The organism is Shewanella submarina, assembly GCF_042646185.1.
Classification (GTDB): Bacteria; Pseudomonadota; Gammaproteobacteria; order Enterobacterales; family Shewanellaceae; genus Shewanella; species Shewanella corallii.
Map to the genome: position 1 here is coordinate 701828 of NZ_JBHRTD010000018.1, position 21319 is coordinate 723146.

At 52.6% G+C, this 21319-nt stretch carries 17 protein-coding genes; 10 read left to right on the forward strand and 7 right to left on the reverse strand.

Annotation, left to right across the window (positions count from 1 at the left end; genetic code table 11):
* Positions 1 to 33: 33 nt before the first annotated feature.
* From ACFOE0_RS20165 to ACFOE0_RS20205, 9 genes are all read left to right on the forward strand, one after another.
* Positions 34 to 2130: a NosR/NirI family protein gene (locus ACFOE0_RS20165; protein WP_248934367.1), complete on the forward strand. Its 2097-nt coding sequence runs from the start codon at positions 34 to 36 to the stop codon at positions 2128 to 2130.
* 105 nt (positions 2131 to 2235) lie between these two features.
* Complete coding sequence (gene pqqA / locus ACFOE0_RS20170) at positions 2236 to 2307, forward strand: pyrroloquinoline quinone precursor peptide PqqA (RefSeq protein ID WP_248934760.1); 72 nt, start codon at positions 2236 to 2238, stop codon at positions 2305 to 2307.
* Between the two features lie 78 nt (positions 2308 to 2385).
* Positions 2386 to 3303, forward strand: coding sequence for a pyrroloquinoline quinone biosynthesis protein PqqB (pqqB, locus tag ACFOE0_RS20175; protein ID WP_248934368.1), 918 nt, complete (start codon positions 2386 to 2388; stop codon positions 3301 to 3303).
* A 10-nt stretch (positions 3304 to 3313) separates the two neighbouring features.
* Positions 3314 to 4072 (forward strand): pyrroloquinoline-quinone synthase PqqC, encoded by a 759-nt coding sequence (gene pqqC, locus ACFOE0_RS20180; protein WP_248934369.1) that lies wholly within the window; start codon positions 3314 to 3316, stop codon positions 4070 to 4072.
* Positions 4069 to 4335, forward strand: coding sequence for a pyrroloquinoline quinone biosynthesis peptide chaperone PqqD (gene pqqD / locus ACFOE0_RS20185; RefSeq protein ID WP_115135427.1), 267 nt, complete (start codon positions 4069 to 4071; stop codon positions 4333 to 4335). Before pqqC ends, pqqD begins: the two co-directional genes overlap by 4 nt.
* A complete protein-coding gene (pqqE, locus tag ACFOE0_RS20190; RefSeq protein ID WP_248934370.1) occupies positions 4313 to 5449 on the forward strand; it encodes a pyrroloquinoline quinone biosynthesis protein PqqE in 1137 nt (378 codons plus the stop codon). The genes pqqD and pqqE overlap by 23 nt, the downstream gene beginning before the upstream one ends.
* A 12-nt stretch (positions 5450 to 5461) precedes the next feature.
* Positions 5462 to 7774, forward strand: a complete 2313-nt coding sequence (locus tag ACFOE0_RS20195; RefSeq protein WP_248934371.1) for an insulinase family protein — start codon at positions 5462 to 5464, stop codon at positions 7772 to 7774.
* 7 nt (positions 7775 to 7781) lie between these two features.
* Positions 7782 to 8975, forward strand: a complete 1194-nt coding sequence (nosP, locus tag ACFOE0_RS20200) for a nitric oxide-sensing protein NosP (protein ID WP_248934372.1) — start codon at positions 7782 to 7784, stop codon at positions 8973 to 8975.
* Positions 8968 to 11553, forward strand: coding sequence for a PAS domain-containing hybrid sensor histidine kinase/response regulator (locus tag ACFOE0_RS20205; RefSeq protein WP_248934373.1), 2586 nt, complete (start codon positions 8968 to 8970; stop codon positions 11551 to 11553). Before nosP ends, ACFOE0_RS20205 begins: the two co-directional genes overlap by 8 nt.
* A gap of 101 nt (positions 11554 to 11654) precedes the next feature.
* Here the strand turns inward: ACFOE0_RS20205 and ACFOE0_RS20210 are convergent, their stop codons facing one another.
* From ACFOE0_RS20210 to glnD, 7 genes are all read right to left on the reverse strand, one after another.
* Positions 11655 to 12323, reverse strand: coding sequence for a response regulator transcription factor (locus tag ACFOE0_RS20210; RefSeq protein WP_115135422.1), 669 nt, complete (start codon positions 12321 to 12323; stop codon positions 11655 to 11657).
* Between the two features lie 198 nt (positions 12324 to 12521).
* A complete protein-coding gene (locus ACFOE0_RS20215) occupies positions 12522 to 13685 on the reverse strand; it encodes a porin (RefSeq protein ID WP_248934374.1) in 1164 nt (387 codons plus the stop codon).
* Positions 13686 to 13954: 269 nt separating this feature from the next.
* Positions 13955 to 15214, reverse strand: coding sequence for an ATP-binding protein (locus ACFOE0_RS20220; protein ID WP_248934375.1), 1260 nt, complete (start codon positions 15212 to 15214; stop codon positions 13955 to 13957).
* A gap of 25 nt (positions 15215 to 15239) precedes the next feature.
* Positions 15240 to 15956 carry a winged helix-turn-helix domain-containing protein gene (locus ACFOE0_RS20225; RefSeq protein ID WP_248934376.1) on the reverse strand — a complete coding sequence of 239 codons (717 nt, stop codon included), beginning with the start codon at positions 15954 to 15956 and terminating at the stop codon, positions 15240 to 15242.
* Positions 15956 to 16348 (reverse strand): DUF3019 domain-containing protein, encoded by a 393-nt coding sequence (locus ACFOE0_RS20230; protein WP_248934377.1) that lies wholly within the window; start codon positions 16346 to 16348, stop codon positions 15956 to 15958. The genes ACFOE0_RS20225 and ACFOE0_RS20230 overlap by 1 nt, the downstream gene beginning before the upstream one ends.
* Positions 16349 to 16386: 38 nt before the next feature.
* Positions 16387 to 17280 (reverse strand): MipA/OmpV family protein, encoded by an 894-nt coding sequence (locus tag ACFOE0_RS20235; RefSeq protein ID WP_248934378.1) that lies wholly within the window; start codon positions 17278 to 17280, stop codon positions 16387 to 16389.
* A gap of 184 nt (positions 17281 to 17464) precedes the next feature.
* Entirely contained in the window at positions 17465 to 20077 is a 2613-nt protein-coding gene (glnD, locus tag ACFOE0_RS20240) for a [protein-PII] uridylyltransferase (protein WP_248934379.1), read from the reverse strand.
* Between the two features lie 209 nt (positions 20078 to 20286).
* Between glnD and ACFOE0_RS20245 the strand changes: the two genes are divergently transcribed.
* Positions 20287 to 21153: a TPR end-of-group domain-containing protein gene (locus ACFOE0_RS20245; RefSeq protein WP_248934380.1), complete on the forward strand. Its 867-nt coding sequence runs from the start codon at positions 20287 to 20289 to the stop codon at positions 21151 to 21153.
* The last annotated feature ends 166 nt before the right edge of the window (positions 21154 to 21319 follow it).

Here is a 21319-nt window from a genome sequence, read left to right on the forward strand (position 1 = left end):
CCCAGTGCCGGCTTGGTTTTTGGGAGGCCTGGCATGATACATATCCGCCTGCTAATCACCTTATGTTTGTTGCCATTCTCTGTGTTGGCCCAGTGGATGGAAGTCACCCCTGAGGTTGCCAAACTCTTTCCCACAGCCACCCGGACTCAGGTTGCAGATGAGATGGGGCTGACCCCTGTGTTCCAACTGAACCAACAGTTGGGTTTTGTATTTGAGTCTGATGATCTGGTTAATTTCCCCGGCTTCTCCGGAGAGAGTATTAATCTGAGGGTCGGACTGGATATGCAGGGAGTGATTCAGGGCGTTGAGATAGTCCGCCACCATGAGCCGATTTTCCTGCATGGCCTGGGGGAGGACCCGTTACTGGAGTTCATTGCCCAGTACGTCGGCAGGCAGATTAAGCACAGGTTTATTGTTGGCAGTCGTCAGGGCAAGATGGCAGATGGCCGGACCGTTTATCTGGACGGTGTAACCAAGGCGACTGTGTCTGTCATGGTGGTTAATGACACCCTGATAACAGCTGCCTCCAAGGTCGCCAGAGCTAAGTTGCAGGGATTCGGGGGCGCTGAGGTATCCAGCCTGAAGCAGGATAATTATGAAGCTGCCAGTTTGTCGCAGTTGGCTGAGCTGGGGGCGATATTCCACTGGCAAATGACGCTGGATGAAGCGGCTGATGCCCTTGATATTCAACCCGGACGCCTGGCTGATGTGACCAATACATCTGAAGGTGAAAGCTTTATTGATATTCAGGCGCTGTTTGTATCCAGTCCCCTGATAGGCATTAACCTGCTTGGGCAACAGGAGTACCAGCGGCTGCTTGACGAGCTGGCTGAAGGGGAAATCGCCGTTTTACTCCTGTCCCGAGGTGCGTTTGATTTTGTTGGCGATGACTTTGTTGCCGGCACTTCTCCCAGCCGGCTGGGATTGATGCAGAATGAGTTTGCTGTGGATTTGCGGGATATTGATTTTTACAGCTACTACTCACCCAGGGTCAGCGATGAGCTTGATGGTTACTCCAATATCCGGGTGTTTGTGATTCAGGGAAGCAGTGGCTTTGACCCGGCAAAGGTGATGGACTGGCGGCTGACCGTCAATCTCAGTAACAACTTTTTACTGCCAAGGCTGGGGCAGTTGAACGAGCCGTTTCAGTTGCCTGAGTCGTTAACTGAGCCTCCTCCTGAGGCCGAGGTTCCGCTGCCGTTGTGGATGCAGATTTGGAAGCAGCGGCTGACTGAAATCATCATGCTCTCCATTTACCTCCTGCTGCTGGGGATACTCTTTACCAAACAGCGCAGTTTGTCGGTCCGTTTTGGCCGATACCTGCCTCAGGCCAGATTAGTTGCCCTGCTGTTTACCATTGGCTTTATTGGTTACTACACCCAGGGGCAGTTGTCTGTGGTGAATATCTACACCTTGCTGTTGTCAGTGTGGAATGGCTTCGATATTCAGGTATTCCTGCTGGATCCCGTGATTTTTATCCTGTGGAGCTTTGTGTTTGTCTCTCTGTTTCTGTGGGGCAGAGGCTTGTTTTGTGGCTGGTTGTGCCCCTTTGGCGCTATGCAGGAGCTGGTGGGGCAGTTGGCTGCGAAACTCAGGCTGCCACAGTGGAAGCCTGATGACAGACTGCATCGGCGACTGCAGTTGATTAAGTACCCAATGTTATTGCTGCTGGTAGCCGTGTCTTTTTACAGCCTGTCCCTGGCGGAAACCCTGGCTGAAGTAGAGCCATTCAAAACTGCAGTGACCATGAACTTTGTCCGCTACTGGCCTTTCATGCTATACGCATTGCTGCTGTTGGCCGCAGGCCTGTTTATTCATAAGTTTTATTGTCGCTATCTGTGCCCTTTGGGTGCTGGGTTGGCGATCTTGGGGCGCTTAAGATTGTTTTCCTGGTTAAGACGCAGAGATGAGTGTGGCCAGCCCTGCCAGTTATGTAACAAGCAGTGTCAGATTAAGGCCATTCACAGTGATGGACGGATTGATTATGACGAATGTATTCAGTGTCTGGAATGTTTGGTGATTATTGATGACAGCAAGCGCTGTGTGGTCAGTCGATATGGCAACAAAAGCCGGAAACGCACGTTAAATCAGAATACTGGCGTAAAAGTGGTAGAGATAAAGACGACATAATTCATCACAAAGTAGCATTTTACCCGCGCAGGGGGGTCAATATGCTTGATATTGAAGGCCGGACAGGCTTTTGGGTGTAAACGTCAAATATGAAGGAGACTGACTATGTGGGTTAAGCCATCCTATCAGCAACTGCGTCTCGGATTTGAAGTGACGCTGTATATCAGCAACCGCTGAGCTTAAATCTGCCTCCGGCGCGCTATTGCCCCGGGGGCTTTTTCTATCTTACGCAAGCTAAATCGGGGAGGAGAAAGGATGCAGGTATTGGTAATGGGTTCGGCGGCGGGCGGGGGCTTTCCCCAATGGAATTGCCACTGTCCCATGTGTGTTGCCTGCCGACAGGGTACATCCAATGCGCAACCCAGAACTCAATCATCTATAGCCGTCAGTCAGAACGGTGAGGACTGGGTGCTGATCAATGCCTCTCCCGATATTCGACAGCAAATTAATGCCAATCCTCAGATAGCCAAAGCAAATGGTCCCAGAGGCTCAGGTATCCGCTCAGTGATAGTCACAGACAGCCAGATAGACCACACCACAGGTTTGTTGATTTTACGGGAAGGATTGCCGCTGAATCTCTATTGTACTGAGATGGTCAGAGCCGACCTCACCCAGTCGTTCCCCGTTCTGGCGATGATGAAACACTGGCATGGGGGCTATCGCCATAATGAGATTAAGGTGAACCCCGTTGAAGCATTTGAGATTGAGGAAGTGGCAGGCTTGTCGTTTGAACCTGTGCCTTTGAAGTCCAATGCACCTCCCTATTCGCCACACAGAAACAACTACCATGTGGGCGACAGTATAGGTTTGAAGATTACCGACAAGGATACGGGAAAGGTGTTGTTTTACGCCCCGGGTCTTGGAGAGATAAACCGGGATGTGATGGCGGCGCTGGACAGTGCAAATTGCGCCATGGTGGACGGCACTCTGTGGCAGGATGACGAGATGATTCGCCTGGGGCTGGGCACCAGTTTAGGCTCAGATATGGGGCATTTGTCGGTATCCGGTGACGAAGGCATGCTCAAGCTGCTGGAGCCATTTACAGCACTGAGAAAAATCCTGATCCATATTAATAATACCAACCCGATTCTGGATCCTGACTCAAGTGAGCACGCTCAGGTACGTGCCGCCGGTGTAGAAGTTGCCTTTGATGGCATGTTGATCCAAGTGTAAGGAGAAAGGCATGCAGGCACCAATGACCCGGGAGGCATTTGAGGCAGCTTTAAAAGACAAAGGCCGTCTGTACCATATCCACCACCCTTTTCATCAGGCCATGTATCAGGGGAAATGTACGCCTGAGCAGATCCGGGGCTGGGTGGCCAACCGTTACTACTATCAAATTAATATCCCAATGAAGGATGCGGCCATTATGGCCAATTGCCCGGACATTCATACCCGCCGCCAGTGGATCCAGCGCATTCTGGATCATGACGGTCACGAAAGTCTGGGAGAAACCCTGGGTGGCATAGAAGCCTGGCTGGCTCTGGGGGAGGCGGTTGGTCTGAGTAGGGAAGAGATTATTGATCAGCGTCATGTGCTGCCCGGAGTGCGCTTTGCGGTGGATGCCTATGTGAATTTTGCCCGTCGCGCCAGTTGGCAACAGGCGGCTTGTTCTTCATTGACCGAGTTGTTTGCCCCTGAAATCCATCAATCCAGACTGGATACCTGGCCACAGCATTACACCTGGATTGATCAGGCGGGGCTGACTTATTTCCGCCAGCGGCTGAGTCAGGCAAGACGGGATGTAAACCATGGCCTGGAGGTCACGCTCGACTTTTTTGATACGGCAGAAAAACAGCAGCAGGCGTTGGAAATACTTCAGTTCAAGCTGGATATTCTCTGGTCCATGCTGGATGCAATGTCCATGGCTTATGAGTACAAAAGGCCACCGTTTCACACAGTGACTGATGAGCAGGTTTACCACAGAGGACTGCAGTTATGATCCAGGAAAATCAGGCTTATCAGGTTCATAAGCTGTTCCGTTTGCAATATGAGCCAGCGCAGAATGCCTGGGTGCTGCTCTATCCTGAGGGCATGATTAAACTCAGTGAAAGTGCCGGTGAGATCCTGCGTATGCTGGATGGTGAGCGCACGGTGGCTCAGATGATCGCCGAGCTGCAGGCCAGGTTCCCCCAGGCAGATACCCTGGCGGAAGATGTGACCGAGTTTTTGGGGGAAGCCCATGCCAAACAGTGGATCTGCTGAGAATTCCATTAACCCACCTCTGTGGTTGCTGCTGGAGTTGACCTATCGCTGTCCGCTCAGTTGCCCCTATTGTGCCAATCCGGTTGATTTGGGGGACCCGGCTGATGAGCTGTCTACCGAGGATTGGCTGAAGGTACTGGAGCAGGCCAGAGCCATGGGAGCCGTGCAGCTGGGCCTGTCCGGGGGGGAGCCGCTGCTGCGTAAGGATTTGGAGGTGATAGTTGCCAAAGCCAGAGAGCTGGGGTTCTACACCAATCTGATCACCTCAGGTATAGGCCTGACCAATAAGCGCCTTAAGGCCCTGAAGGATGCCGGGCTTGATCATATTCAGGTGAGTTTTCAGTCCGCCGATCCTGATACCAATGATGCCATTGCCGGTAAGCGCAAAGCCTTTGAGACCAAGCAGGAGCTGGCGCGGCAGGTTAAGGCCCATGGCTTTCCCATGGTGCTTAACTTTGTGATCAGTAAACAGAATATTGAAAACATCGATGCCATTATGCAGCTCAGTCAGTCGCTTGAAGCTGACTATGTCGAGCTGGCTACCGCCCAGTACTATGGTTGGGCACTGCAGAACCGGGATCAACTGATGCCCACGCTGGAGCAGGTTCGTACAGCCGAAGCTCAGGTGAATGCGGTGCGTGACAGTCAGAATGGTGTCGGCCCCAGATTTATCTTTGTGACCCCGGATTATTATGAAACCCGCCCCAAGGCCTGCATGAGTGGCTGGGGAAATATCTTTTTGAGTGTTGCCCCTGATGGCCGGGCCATGCCCTGTCACAGTGCCGCTCTGTTGCCGTTGAGTTTCCCCAATGTGCGGGATTCGAGCTTGAAGTCTATCTGGTATGAGTCTGAGCTGTTCAACAAGTACCGCGGGTTTGACTGGATGCCCGAGCCCTGTCGCAGCTGTGATGAAAAGGAGAAAGATTTTGGTGGTTGTCGTTGTCAGGCATTGTTGCTGACCGGAGATGCTGCCAATGCCGATCCCGTGTGTGATAAGTCGCCGCACCACCACAAAATAGTTTCAGCCGCTGAATCTGCAGCAGCCTGTCGCAATGGAGATACTCTGGCGCGAACAGTGCGAAACAGCCAGATCATTATGCAAACCCGGGTATAGGCGGGCTTTAGCGTGTCCAGCAGCTTGTCCACTCTTTTGCCTGTCTCTGCTGAGGCCTCATCCTGCCCTGAACGCTGGATAAAGCAGCGAACCCGAAACGGTCTGAGTCATTGGCACTGTCCCGTTATCCTTGGCAATGAGGACAATGAGCTGCTGGCCAGTCTGATTATTCCCACTCCGGCTTTTGATGACTCGGGGGCTGCCCATGCGCTGGAGCATTGGGTGCTCAGGGGCTCAGTGAAATATCCAGACCCGGATGAGTTTTTTAGCCTGAGGCAAAGCCTGAATTATAGTGAGTTCAATGCCAGTACCCAGAGAGACAGAACCTGTTTTCATCTGTCGACCACCGAGGTCAATGCCGGACTCACCATGCTGGACTACCTGCTTCACGCCGCCATAGCCCCTCTGCTCCGGGAGGAGGAGTTCAACAGTGAGATATTCAACCCTGACACTCAGCCTGCTGATGAAGACGGCACTGCATGTGATGACGGAGTGCTGTACCGGGAGATGTGCAGCTATATGGCAAAGGCGGACTTTGCACTGCAGCAGCAAATTCTGGCTGGCTCTTATTACGCTTATGGCGGTATCCCTGAATGTATCTCTCAATTGACTCCGGCGAGACTGAGGCAGTGCTTTAGACACTGGTATCGACCTGAACTTATGACTTTGGTGACCAGTGGCCCCTGGCCAGCAGAAGAAATCGCCGCCATGCTGGAGCAGATGCACCATCTGTATGAAGTTAATGGCCCAGGTGACTCACAGGGTAATCATTCTGAACTGATAGAGGCATTCCCCTTGCCCGGGATAAACCGGGCTGTTTCCGAACATCTGGGCTCAGACGGGCAGGCGTGTTTACTGTTTTCAGTCTCCTCTCTCAGTCGCTGGCAGCAAAAGGCATTTATCAGTGCGCTTAAGCATGCTGATGCCACGGCTTGCCTCAACAGCAAGGGGTGGCGAGCGCTGGCTGATGACTCTGTGTCTGTTATCCCCTTGGTATCCTTAAGGCAAGATGCTCTGCCGGGACCTGACCTCAAGCTTTGGCTGGCAGAGATGCTGGAAGCGCAGCAGCAAAACTTCAGCGTGAACCAGTACTGGTATCGACAGGCAGAACTTGAATCCCATGCTGAGCAGGCCCGCAAATGGGGGAGGGGATTGGCAGCGCTTTATCAGCATGTCGATAATCTTGCTCCCGCCTGCCTGGCAGGAAAAGCGGCAGATAAGGGTAACTCTGACTCAGAGAGCTGTAAGGACGATGACAATAAACGGATCGGCACTGAGTCTTACCCCGCAATCTTAACTACCAGAGAGGTCGCTCTGCTGATCCGCTATAGAGGCAAGGACCAAGGCAAGGAGCAAGGCAAGGAGCAAGGCAAGGGTGAGCCTGGCAGCGCCGAGCTGATCGCCAGATGGCTAAAGGCTGCGCGGCAACAATTCATGATATGGAGCCGTGAGAGCCTGACTCCCGCCAGGTGCGAGCTGATGGATGTTGAGCCCATTACAGGGCTCATCATTCAATGTGAAGACAGGGATGCCGTCAGGGTACAGAGCTATCTGGCCAGCTTGTGCAAACAAGCTTTGCCAATACCTGAGCCTGATGTCGTAAGTGAACTTTCAGGGGGCTGGGATCTGGCGGCAGCAGTCTCCCATATCCGTCACTATCTGAGCCCGGCTTCTGGTCACAGCCCGGATACACATAGCTATCCTGGCGGTATTGCACTGCAGAGCCTTAATACCCATGGATGCTGGTTGGGCACAGAGCTGGCGCTGGTCAAGTTGCTCCCCGGGGCAGGCACTTCAACGCAATCCAAAGAAAGGTTCTCAGGGCCAGACGCAAGCCAAACCACGACGGGCAAAAGGTTACAGGGCACCCTGGTCAGTCATAGCGGGCCGGGCTTTGCTGTGCTTGGGGTAAAGGTGCCTGAGCTCGCGGGAGCTGCTGATCCCCTGGCCCTATATATGCTGGCTCATCACCTTCAGCATTCTTTGCTGCCATTGCGGGTACAGGGGCAGGTATATGGCTATGGTTGCAGGGTGCTGCCCGAGATGGGGATTGCACTTGTATATACCAGTTTGGACCTGCATCCGGACCAAAGTGTGCAATTGATGAAAAACCAGCTCAGTGCCTTGCCCACTGCTGAGATATTGTCCGGGTTGCTGGCCAGAGCAAAAGGCGACTGGCAAAGGCAAAGTTCCGGCATAAAGGCGGATTGCTACCGTCTTGCCGGTGTGGAAATCAATCACTGCGACCATATGCCAATTGCCACACTGAAGCAGATGCTGGACAGTGAAATAACCTGGTTTGATGAAACAGACAAAATACAGTGAGATGAGTATGGATCAGGAAACAGGCAAAGAGTCCGGGTTGGAGAGTCCACTGATAGAGGTGGCATCCAGTATCCACAATGATGCAGCAAAGGCGGCAGCTGAGCTGGCTGCCGGTCTGGACAGACCGGACCTGGAGTTTGTGCTGTTTTTCTGTTCAGCCTCCTACGACCTTTCGGAGCTGGCCAAAGAGATGGAGAGCCGGTTCGTCGGTCGGAAAGTGGTGGGTTGTACAACATCCGGCGAGATTACTGAGCGGGGTTACAGCAAGAACAGCATCCTGGCACTGGGATTCAGCAATCACGCCTTCACTCTGGAAAGTGAACTGCTGCCACTGGATAACTTCTCACTGAACCAGGCTCAGGCCTGTGTGGCTGAACTGGTTAATGGCTGTAATCAAAGAGGAATTGCGCCCGTTGCAGGTAACAGTTTTGTCCTGACTCTGATCGATGGACTGTCTCCCAAAGAGGAGCTGTTTCTGGCGATACTCAATGCCGCACTGGGCAAAATCCCCCATTTTGGTGGCAGTGCTGGGGATGACGTCAACCTTGCCTATACCCATGTGTATTGCAACGGCAGTTTTCATTCAGACTCGGCTGTGGTGGTCATGGTCAATACCATCTGCCCCTTCGAAGTATTTACCACCCACCATATCAAGAGTCTGGATCAGAAGCTGGTGGTGACCGAAGCTGACAGCGACAAGCGCCGGGTGTATGAGCTGAATGCCGAACCTGCAGCTTTGGTCTATGCCAGAGAGGCTGGGTTGCCGCTGGAAGAGCTACAACCTGAAGTCTATGCGCTGCACCCTTTAGCTGTGCTGATTGGCGGTGAGTACTATATCCGCTCAATTCAGAAGGTGAACGACGACCTGAGCCTGGATTTTTACTGTGCCGTGGACTGCGGCATAGTGCTGACGGCTATGGAGCCCGGTGATCTCTACACCAGTGTTGAAGCCAAGCTGACCGAGCTGCAACAACAGTTTGGTGAAACTGAGATGGTGCTGGGGTGCGACTGCTTTTTGCGGGAGTTGGAGTCCGATAAGCGAGATCTGCACGACAAATTAAGTAGCTTGTACAAACGCTTTCGGCTGGTGGGCTTCAATACCTATGGTGAGCAGCTTAATGGTGTTCATATGAACCAGACCCTGACCGGCGTCATGATAGGTAAGCCCGGCTCTCAAGTTCTGGAGGACGCTGATGAATAAGCGGGAGCTGGAGCAGGAACTGGAACGACTGAAGCAGGAAAATGCCCGCCAGAAAAAGATGATTCAGTCTTTGATTGCCAGGGTAGAGAACCGGGGCGTTAATAATGTCGACCCATATCATGCCTTTCAATATTCCGTCGTGCTGGCTGAGCAGGTACGGGAGAAAACCGAAGAGTTGAATGCGGCTTTGATGGCACTGGAGCAGCAGAATGTGCAGCTCAGTCACGCCAACCGCCTTATCGGTGATGCCCAGCAGAGATTTGTGGATGCCATTGAGTCCATCAGTGATGGCTTCGCCCTGTTCGATGCTGACAGTAACTTAATCTACGCCAACTGCCGTTTGCAGAAATACCTCGCCGAGTTCGGCGTCAGTTTATCCCAGGGAGACAGTTTTTCCGGGCTGAGGGCTCTGATTGATGACAGCGGCCTGATAAGAGATCAGGCGATTGTGTCTCAAGAGCCCGGAGCCTGGGTTTATCAGGATGTCAGAGGTCGCTGGATGCAGCTGTTGGAACGCCGCACCATGGAGGGGGGACTGGTCCTGCTGCACAAGGATATCACCCTGATAAAGCAGGCTGAGGAAGCCCGATTTGCGGCAGCTTTGGCGGAGAAATCCCGCCTGCTGCAACTCATGGTGGATAACCTGTCTCAGGGGGTGGTGATGGTCAATGCCCAGGGGCTGGTGCAGGTGGTCAATCGCAGATTCTGTGCCATGACAGGGGTGAGCGAACCCAGTTATTTGCTGGGGCGTAAGCTCACCGACCTGCCGGATTTGCCGCTGTCGCTCAATCCGGTCGACCCGAGAAAAGAGGTTACCACTCAGACACCGGATCTGGAGCACGTGATTGAAGTACGCAGCCATGCCCTGTCCATCGGTGGTTATGTGAATACCTACACAGATATCACCCAGAGTCACAGATATGCGGAAACCCTGAGGGAAAATGAGCGCTGGTTGCGTCTTATCACCGACAATGTACCTGCGCTTATCGCCTATGTCGGGGAGGATTTGTGTTTCCGGTTTACCAACAGGGCCTATGAGCAATGGTACGGCTTCGACAAAGGCAAACTCCTGGGCGAGCATATCAGTGTCAGTCGCAACGAGCAGGAGTTGCAGATGATGATGCCCTATGTGGAGCGGGCATTGGCCGGGGAGTCTGTCACCTTCGAGCTGAAGGAGCGTAACGCCCAGTTGCTGGATTGCTACATGATGAAGAGCTATGTGCCCAATATTGACGGCGACAGGGTAACCGGCCTGTTTGTGCTCAACTGGGATATCACAGAGAGTAAGCGTAATGCAGAGGCATTGGAGCAGTCCTATCAACATCTGGAACAAAGAGTCAGGGAGCGCACTTCGCAGCTGGAAGAGTTGAACCAGCAGCTATTGGCGGAAATTGGCGAGAGACGCCAGATTGAGAGCCGATTACTTGAGGCCAAATCCGAGGCTGAGCAGGCTAATCTGTCAAAAACCAAGTTCCTGGCAGCTATCAGTCATGACCTGCTGCAGCCCCTGAATGCTGCCCAGCTTTACACTGGCTCATTGCAGGAGCACAGAATGTCGCCGGCCTTAAGGCAACTGGTGCAGTCAGTGGCCAGTTCCCTGTCGGATGTAGAGTCACTTATCGGCATGCTGGTGGATATCTCCAAGCTGGATGCGGGTATCGTCAAGGCCGATAAGCAGTCGTTCCGCCTTCATGACCTGTTGGACAACATTGCCAACGAGTTTGCCTACGCGGCAGAAGAGAAGGGGATTGAGGTGCGCTATGTACGCAGTAACTCAGTTATCTACTCAGATTCTCAGTTGCTGGCCCGGGTGGTGCGTAACCTGATGAGTAACGCCATGCGTTATACCCAGAGCGGCAGGATTTTGCTGGGCTGTCGTCAGCAGGATAACGCTGTGGTGGTAGAGGTGTGGGATACGGGGGTGGGCATCCCCAAAGAGAAGCTTCAGGAGATATTCCAGGAGTTCAAACGCCTGGACCCCAGCCACAGTAAAACCCGTACCGGGCTGGGGCTTGGGCTGGCTATCGTCGATAAAATCTGTAATGTGCTTGGCCATCCCATCGCTGTGCGCTCCTGGCCGGGGCAGGGCTCGGTGTTCTCAGTCAAACTCCCCCGCAGTGGCGTCAGTCAACTCCCCAAAGAGGGGGAGCCTGTGCTGGCCATTCAAAGTGTGGCGCTGCAGGGAGCGCGGGTTTGGGTGGTGGATAATGACCAGAATATCTGCGATGCCATGCAAACTCTGCTGGAGCGTTGGGGTTGCGGGGTGGTGACCGCCACTTCATTGCAGTCACTGCAAATCCAGCGGGATATCAATCGCTCACCGGTTGAATTACTGATAGTGGACTACCATCTTGATAATGATGAGAAGGGGACAGATTTGGCCCGTACTATCAATGGCGGCAGAACCCAGCATATTCCCACCCTGCTGCTGACGGCCAACCGCAGTGACACACTTAAGCGGGAAGTCAGGGACCTAGGCTATCAAATACTGCATAAGCCCGTGGTACCTGTGAGGCTTAAGATGACCCTGATCCAGATGCTGGATAGTGGCCCAGAGAAGGTCAGTCTGTCGGGGTAGGCAAGCACCTGTGCAATCAAAAAGGGCCTATAGAGGCCCTTTTTATATTTCGGGAGCCATGGTTTCAGAAGCCTGGGTTTCAGGAGCCAGGGGCTCAGGAGTTAGCGTTTCAGGTACTGGTCAAAGTCAACATTGGACAGACCCACTACAGCCTGAGTACGGTTGTGGACCCCCAGCTTTTTCAAAATCGCCGACACATGGGACTTTACCGTGGTTTCCGAGATATTCAGGTCATAGGCGATCTGCTTATTGGATGAACCCATGGCCATGGCTTTCAGCACCAGCAGTTGTTTGCGGGTCAGGGTGTAGAGCATCTCCGACGAGATTTGTGCTTCATGCTGACGACTCTTGGGCTGAACCGTCTCTGTGTCCGCCCGGATAATATCCGCTGGCAGATACACATTTCCTTCCAGAATCTGCTCGATGGCATTGCCAATTTCCTGTTTGGAGGAGGACTTGGAGACAAAGCCCACGGCACCATAGGTGATGGTCTGCAGGATAATCTTGCGATTGGTTTCTGCCGAGATAATGACCACTGGTACGGCAGGCGCAATATTGCGGATCTCAAGCAGGGTATTAAGCCCGCCGCTGCCGGGCATATTCAGGTCCAGCAGAATAAGGTCGAGATCGTCATGGCTTTGGATCATTGCCAGAGTTTGTTCCACGTCTTCTGCTTCGAGGATATTGCACTCCTCAAGACTGGTATTGAGTACCAGAGAGACAGCTTCGCGGAACAGAGGATGATCGTCTGCGACCAGTATATTTACCATTGTGTGCCCTCGCCCGTTATTGTTCACCCGTATCGAATTGATTTAACAAGGGTGATCTATGTCATTGTTTTAGTTCTGTTCATAACTTGCATCACAGATTGCTTAAATGTCAATCAGGCTTTGGCCGCAGGGTTATTCCTACTAAGGTATGACTTGAAACAGAGGTGGCTTTGACGCCACCTCTGACTGGTGACGACTTTAGAAGGTGACTACGGCGCCAATGGCGACAACGTCATTCTTTTCAATCAGGCCGATATGGCTTGGCCCTTCAGCCTCGGTGCGGTTGTATTCAGCGACCAGTGACAGGTACTGGTTAAAGCTGTGGAACCAGGCAAATGCCAGATTATCGTAGGTCAGGGTGGTGACATCCTGAGTGTCGACTTCGGTTTTGCCGTAGGACACGACAAAACGTTCATCACCCACGCTGTAGCTGCCCTGCACCAGGTAGCCCTTGGATTCATTAATCTCATCGACAATGATGGTGTCCAGACCGGCTACTGTACCCAGACCTTCGGTGCTGAAGCCGGAGGCGTTAAGGGCGAATCCGGCAAAGCCGACTCTCAGGCCACCGGCAAATCCATTGGAGTCAGTGTCTTTGTTGCCATCTTCGGAACTTTGGGTCACCGCGCTGGCATAGGCTTTAAAGTTGGTACTCTCTTTTTCCCAGTTGTAGGTCAGTTCAGTTTCAAATCTGGGCATATCTTCAGAGCTGGATGCACTGCTCTTATTCGGGTCCATCACACCCACGGCCAGCTGGAATCCGCTGAAATTCGGAGTACGGTAGGTGATTTGCGACTTGGGAAATGGATAGGTATAGCCTGAGCCGATATTACCGAAAGAGACGTTACCACCATCGATCAGGCCGTAGTAGTCACTGGTCTGCCCGTGACCCAGGAGTAACTCATCGGTAAGGATATTGCTGCGCGAGAACAGACCAAAATCTTTACCCAGCAGTACCTGACCCCAGCTGCCATCGACCGTGGCATAGAACTGACGAACATCAATGCCTGAGCGGGTTCCCAGACCTTCAGCACCACGGTGCAGGTCGGTATCGTTCAGCGTCACCCAGAAAGAGGCGCGGGCACCAATTTTGAGGTCATTGACGCTGGTGTTGTAATTAAAGCCGATATAGTTGGGCAGGAAACCGATGCGAACTCTGGACTGATCGCGGCTGACCATGCCTGAATTGGGGTCGCTGGCGTCTGCGAGTTTATCGTTGCTGGAGTTGGAGTAAAACACATTGACCAGCAGATCTGTGCTGACCGAATGAGTATCGTCTTCATAAAGCGTAATGGCGGCGTTAGCGCCGGAACTTATCAGCGCCAGACTTAATGGCAGCACCAGCTTGGTGTGAGTTTTCATGCTTATTATCCCCCTGGTTCAGAATTGTCATCCACTGGATGGGAAGGCTGCATACACTCACTCTGGCGAACCCGCCGCAGGAGTAACCCCTACCTTTCTCAGTGGTGCTGCAATAAAAAATTCACAGCTGGATTTCATCCTATAGACTGACGCTGATAAGCCCCATGACGAATAAGCATGGAAAAATCTCATCCTTTGGCGGGGTGAACTTATGCAGGGGGGATAGCCACAGAATGGCTAGCGGGGAGAGTTTGAAGGTAAATCCGGGGTCAGGGCAGAGGCCAGAACAGAGAGAAGCAGGTATTGCCCGGTTCGCTTTTCACTGTCACTTTGCCTGAGGCTCTTTGCATGATGCGGGCAACAATCGCCAGCCCCAGACCATAGCCTTTGTCCTCATTGCGATTTTGCTTGCTGCGATAGTAGGGATCAAAAATCTTCTGCTGCTCTTCAGTCGGGATCCCGACACCATCATCCGCCACCGAGACGCGCACCCTTTGTTTATGTACTGACAGGGTTACCCGGATTTGTGTTTTGGCATAACGCTGGGCATTGGTGATCAGATTCTGGATGGCACGTTCCATCAGAGCAGGCTCTCCATTGATAATCAATGAAGCGACTTCAGAGTCGAAAACTACCGGTGTGGCCGACAGGGGCTCCAGTCTCAGCACCAGCTGGCGACAAAGCACTACAAGGTCGGCCTCTTCATGCTGAATATCAGGACCGTTCGACTCCAGACTGGCATAGGTCAGCATTTCAGCCAGCAAGGTATCTATCTCTTTGACATCCTCCCGCATATCCTGCAAAAAAGCGTCTCTGTCTTCGGCGGACTTTTCCGGTTTGCAGTAGGAGGGCAGTAAAGCAATGGCAAACTTTAGCCGGGCCAGCGGTGTGCGTATCTCGTGGGAGACGGCATTGGACATATGCTTTTGGTTCTCGATAAGCGTGCTTATCTGACCGGCCATTTGATTGAAGGTATTACCCAGCTGCAATACCTGAGAGCTTTTGGGCAGTTGTACCCGGCTGCGCCAGTTGGCCTTACCAAACTCAATGGCGACCTGTTCAAGAGATTTGATATCCCGGGAGAGGGGGCGGATCCACAGCAGAATACCCAGGGCCAACAACACATAAAAGGAGAGGGTGTAGGCTGCTTGCCAGTGGGCAAACTTATTAAGTTCTACCGGCCCGACCATCAGCACCTGATCATCCACCACCAGAAACTGGCGCTGCTGATCCCGCTCGTTCACTGTGGTGAGGATTTTTCCCGGTTGCAGATTTTGCTCATTGTTGAGGGCGACAGCATCGCCGGGGAGCAGAACCATAGGCAGTTGATGTCGTAACACCGCCTGCTGCAGCACCTGCTCTCTCTGGGGCTGAGGCAGTTGTGCCAGGGTGTCAGCCAGGATCAATAAAGGAGCATGGTCGGCACTATGCTCCTTTATATTGGACTCCCAGAGCGTTTCCAGCGTCCAGCCGAGCCCGATTATGGTCAGGCTCATCAAAAGATACAGGCTGATAAACAGACGCCGCAAAGTCAGACTCCCAATCCCTCAGGGATTAGTTATTCCATGCTTCCGGAGCAAACAGGTAACCCTGTCCCCACACGGTTTTAATACGGAATGGCGTTTCGATATTGTCACCCAGCTTCTTACGCAGCCGAGAGATACGTACGTCGATCTTACGGTCCTTGCCATCGAAGTCGATGTTCAGCAGGTACTGATAGATAAACTGACGACTCAACACCTGACCGGCCTGGGAGGCCAGCAACCAGAGCAGCTCGAACTCATGACTGGTCAGATCCACGGCTTTCTCACCCAGGCGAATAGTCTGGGAGTGTGGGTCAATACTCAGCTTGCCAAAGTTAAGGCAGTGAGACTCGTTCTGATGCTGAGGCTTGGAGTGACGACGCAGCAGGTTGTTAATGCGGGCTACCAGCAGGGCAGGGTCAACAGGCTTGACGATATAGTCATCAGCACCCAGCTCCAGACCTTTAATCTGGTCTTCGTTGGTACCCAGGGCACTCATCAGTAGGATAGGACCGGAGAAGTAGTCAGGCAGCTTTTCACACAGGGACAGGCCGTCCAGACCGGGCAGCATGATGTCCAACAGAATGATATCGGGTTTGTAACTGATGAGTCGGGTCAGCACGGTATCACCGCGACGCTCGACTTCTACATGCATTCCTTGCTCTTTGAGATAGTCCACAATCAGGTTAGACAGACGAATGTCATCTTCCACCAACAACACACGGTAGGGAGACTGAGGGGTTGTCATTAGAATAAACTCCAAGGGTTGCGATAACGCCGACGTTTTTGTGGTTCGCTGAGTTGAGTCACGCGAAATTTGGCATCGGCTATGATCCGGTTGGTTTCAGGGTCAACCATTTCAAACTGAATATCTTTATCTGTTGTTATATTTAGTGTCAGTGAATGTACCGCGTTTGAGTCGTTACACCAACGGGTAAACTGTGCGTTGTCCGACAAAATGCAGATGCGGTTGTGGGATGTGCCCCGCCATTTGAGTTGCAGGTCCAGTTTACAGGGAGTATCAGGCTCAGCCACACATATTTGTGGCCATACCTCCAGTGTGGGTTTATCGGCGGGCAGGGAGTCGGCGTGAAGCATTGGAGAAAGCAATACCAACGCCAGCGCTAAATGCACTCGCACAAGGCATAGACTCAATCCTGAGCTTTTGTTCACGAATATCAAAACCTGTAGGCAGCGCCGAAAAATACACCAAAGCTATTGTCTTCCTTGAGTAGCGGACTATCGGCAATCCCTGCGCCGAAGCGAGTGTAACGACCCAGAAGCAATAACTCCAGCTTCTTGGTTATCGGATAGCTGAAATCCAGCTCGATGGCAGGACTGAATGTCCCTCTCCCATCATAGGTAGGACTACCCCAGGAAGCTTCATCAGGTGTGATGCCATAATAGTAGTCCACCAGCTGGCTGCTCTTCCAGCTAAGGCTCAGTGTTAAATCTACCCTGAGTTTCATTATTTGCCAGTAATTGTACCAGGACAGCATAGCAATCTGGCCGTTATGTACGTTCAAGATATCCTGCATAATGAGGGCGCGCCAATTACCCATTGAGGTATACCAGTTAACCTCGCCCCCACCCATATAGGTCAGTTTTCTGCTTTTTAGATCATAGGAGGGTTCGGTTTGGGAGGGATCTGCGAAGCGCGCAAATCGGGTACCCATATCTGCTGCAGGCGCAGGACTGCCGCCGCTCAGGCCGCCGACAAACAGGTTGCTTGGGTCCCAGCGGTTGAACCAACCTGCGTCGTCACCGAAGCCGCCTATCAGGTTGATACTGTAATCGTACCCGTCCCAGAGTGTGTAGCCGATGGCACCGTTATCGAAAAATGCACGTTCGCCATACCAGGCTATGCTGGGCAACACATAAACCGGAATATCGTCATAGTCGAACAATGGATTGGACTTTTGTCCCCAACCAAGGGCAACGGCAAATTGCCACTGAGATGGGGACATAGGTTCACCAAGCGACGAAACGCCTTCGCTGTCCGAAGAGGCAAAGCTCTTTGGCATCAGCAAGATAGAAAGTATCAGCAGTATCGCGCGCCAGCTCAGTGTCATCTGTCCGTCAATCTGAATAGGTTTTGTTGCTTGAGAGATTAACAGAAAGGTTAGTTTCTGGCAGCGGGTTACGCCTGAATTGATACAAAGTGATACCTGGGATGCTTAATTGTTGCGGCCAAAGGGGGCGTAGAACGCCCCCTTTGGGACCAGTATTTTTACTAGCAGTGGCCTGGCTATTAGCTTAGCCAATACTCTCTTTCAGCAGATGCACCAGAGTGTTCTGCTCTTCATCACTCAAGCGGCTGCCCTCGCGGTTGGACACAGAGAACACATTGTCGGTTTTCTCTCCCAGAGTACTGATGCGGGCAGAGTGGATATTCAACTCCATCGCCTTGAACGCATCGGCGATGCGACTCATTACCTCTGGGGTTTCCAGCGCGGCAATATTCAACAGAGTGCGGCCTGGACGGCGGGAGTTGAGGTACTCAACTTTGGGCACATTGTTAAAGGCGGCATGGCGACGCTTGGGCTTGGCTTTGGAGCCCGCGGGCTTACCCGCCAGCACCTGGTTCAGACGATTGAGCACCTGTTGACGACGTGTATCGCTGAGCAGGGGTTCGTCGTTGTAATCCAGTATTTTTAGAGTCTCCAATACATAGCCATGTCGGGTCACAGAAATTTGCGCCTGTTTCACCGATACCTTAAGGCTGGCGAGGGTGTTAAACAGGCTGACGAACAGCCCCGGCTTATCTTTGGTGTAAACAAACAGGTCACTGCAGCCCTTGTAGACCTCACCATCGAGCAGGATCAGCGGCGACTCTCTGTCTTCGTCATGGTAGCCGACTATGGCCTGGGTATAGCGGCAGATATCATCCGCGTCGGCATTGGAGAAGAAGGACAGAGGCATCTGCTTCCACAGCTGTTTGAGGTTGTCTTCATCCAGGTTGGGGTCGGCGGCTATCAACATCTCTTGGGCGTCAGCCTTGCGCTCACGGATCAAAGAACGCATCTCCAGCATATTCTCAAGACCACTGCGCAGCGCCCGTCGGCAGGCCTGGAACAGATCGGCCAGAAGGGTAGCACGCCAGTCATTCCACAGGTTGGAGTTGGTGGCCTGAATATCTGCCACCGTCAGACAGTAGAGCATTTCCAGCCGGCTCTCCGTCTTTACCGCCTTGGCGAAGTTGCTGACCACATCCGGGTCGTAAATATCCATACGCTGGGCCGTCATAGACATCAGCAGGTGATTTTCCACCAGCCAGCTTATGGTCTTGGCCTGGGAAGCCTTCAGTCCATGGAAGCTGGCAAAGTGGGCTGCATCCACAGCGCCAAGTTTGGAATGGTCGCCACCACGGCCCTTAGCCAGGTCATGGTAAAGGGCGGCAAACAGCAGAGTATCTTTGGTATCCAGGCCCCGATAAATAGTACCTACCAGCTTGATACTCTTGTCCTCTTCACCGACTTCAAACTGGTAGAGGTTTTTCAGTAATCTGTGGGTGTGCTCATCCACTGTATAGGCATGAAACAGGTCGAACTGCATCTGGCCCACTATCTCCCGCCATTGGGGCAGGTAGGCGGCGAGCAAACCATATTGATGCATTAGGGTGATCGCCAATCCCATGCCTCTGGGATGACGGAACAGGGCGATAAACTCCTGACGGCAGGCATGGAAGTCCTGCAGGTCTCCCAATAAGCGGCGTCTTACCTGACGCAACAGACGCAGAGTTTCCGGCGCGATACCTTTAATCTTGTCCTCATGTTCAGCGATAAGCCGGAACATAATCAGGATCTGTTTCCGCTCGATAAAGACATCTTCGTCCCGGGCACGGATAAGGCCGTTGTCTATCTCAAAATGCTCATTGAGCACCAGGGGGGATGAGGGCGCCTCGCTGGCCAGCACATTGTGCTCGAAGTGGGCCATCAACATCTGGTTCAATTCCCTTACCCGGCTCAGTGCCCGGTACAGCTGGCGCATCATTTTTTCAATGGCGGTATTGTTTTCACCACCAAAGCCCATGCGGCGGGCGACTTCCGACTGGTTTTCAATCTGCAGCCGGTTTTCGCTGCGACGTACTGCCATATGTAAAGCCCAGCGAACCCGCCAGATAAAGTTTTGAGCTTCCATCAATTCGGCGTATTCGTCAGCAGTAAAGTAGCCCATCCTCCTCAGGGTTTGTTCATCCTGAGAGCCAAAATGTTTGTTGGCTATCCAGCCCAGAGTCTGAATATCCCGTAAGCCACCCGGGCTGGTTTTCAGATTGGGCTCCAGGCTGAAACCACTGCCACTGGACTTGGTGTGGCGTCGGCTTTGTTCATCCTGTTTTAGTTTGAAGAAAGTGGCGCTGGAGTAGATATCCCGTTCAAGCAGAGTCGCTGAGATGATTTGGCTGTGTTCAGGATCGCCTGCCAGGCGGCGCATATCCAGCATGCTGGTGGCCGCGGTCACATCCTCGGCGCACAGGGACTTTGCCTGTTCAACCGAGAGCACCCCATGGCCCAGGGTAATGTTGAAGTCCCACAGTGAGGTAATAAAGGATCTGAGCTTATCTTCCAGTTCCGGGCTTAAAGAGTCACGATGGAGAACACAGATGTCGATGTCAGAAAAGGGGTGAAGGGTTCGGCGGCCATAGCCTCCGACGGCGTTGAGAGAGAGGCCTGAATCTCCGAATCCGTACTCTTGCCAAAGGGCGGTCAGCAGGCTGTCGAAGCAATCGGATCTGGCCTGCAGCACCTCGCGAATTGCATGATCTGCACAGTTATGGTCCAGAAACTCCAACTGATCCGCCAGCGCCTGTTTGATACCGCCGACGTCACTGCTTTGGGGCCAGTCGATACCATAGTGCAATCCATTCATATTACTTCCCTTTGGTTTCTGCTCACGCCTTATTAGGTTAGGGAATAATCACTGCCGGAACAAGGTCAGCTCAGTATATCACCGCTGCAGCCTGACTTTTGGCCATATAAATTCAGTGGTTTGCATTCATCTTGAGAAATTGGAGTGATACATTGAAAGCTCAGTTGGCGGTCGGTTAAGGCCTCCCGTTCCCATGCAAGGAGAGAAGTATGTTGAAAGTTATCCTGACTATGGTGTTGGCATTCTGGTCTATGGCCGGTTTTGCGCAAACCCAGGGAACCCAGGAGGAGATTATTCAGGCCAATAAGGAGATTATGGAAAAGTCTCTGATGGAGCGTTATGTCATGGATGAGCTTAAAGCGCTGAGGCAAAACCAGCTGGATCTGGAGCGGCGCATGATTATTGAGATCACTGACCGCGAGCTGTCAGTGGCCGATAAATCCCTTAACTATGCCAATGTTACCGTGACCTACTTCTTCTACATTATCGCTGGTGTGGCTTCCATGATCGCCTTTATTGGTTGGCAGTCTTTCCGCGAGATTAAGGCCAACACCAACCGGTTGGCAGAGGAGCAATTGCAGGCGATTGCCGAGCAGTATGAGGCCAAGTTCAAGGAGCTGGAGCGGGAGCTTAAGCGCAAGACCCGCATTATTACCGAGAATAACCGCGAAATTGAGATCATCAACGAGGTGCATAACCTCTGGCTGAGGGCACAGGGGGCAGTGACACCTGAGCAGAAAATTGAGATTTACGACGAAATTCTTACCATCAGACCCGGCGACCTGGAGGCTTTGACCTACAAGGCGGATGCGGCCATGGAGATCCGTGAGTTCAACTGGGCGCTGAGTCTGTGTAACCGGGTATTGGAAGTGGATAATGCCAACAGCCATGCTCTGTACCAAAGGGCCTGTGCTTTGGCATCCATGGGGGCTGATTCGCGGGCGATATCGGATCTGTCCCGGGCTATCTCTCTGGCACCTTCTTTCCGCGAACTGGCTCAGGATGAACCCGATTTCGACATGCTCAGAGGCAAGCCGGAATTTGAGCAGTTGCTGGAGTCAATCACCGAAGAGTGAAGCAGGCTTGATTTGAAAAATTAAACACCTGTCCATCTTTGTAACCGACCCAAAAGGGTCGGTTCAGTTTCTGTACTACCTCATTGTAAATAACCACTTGCAGCGTGATATCCGTCACGCTTCCACCTTCCCCCAGTGCCTTGCTGATCACCTTTTGTGATGCGGT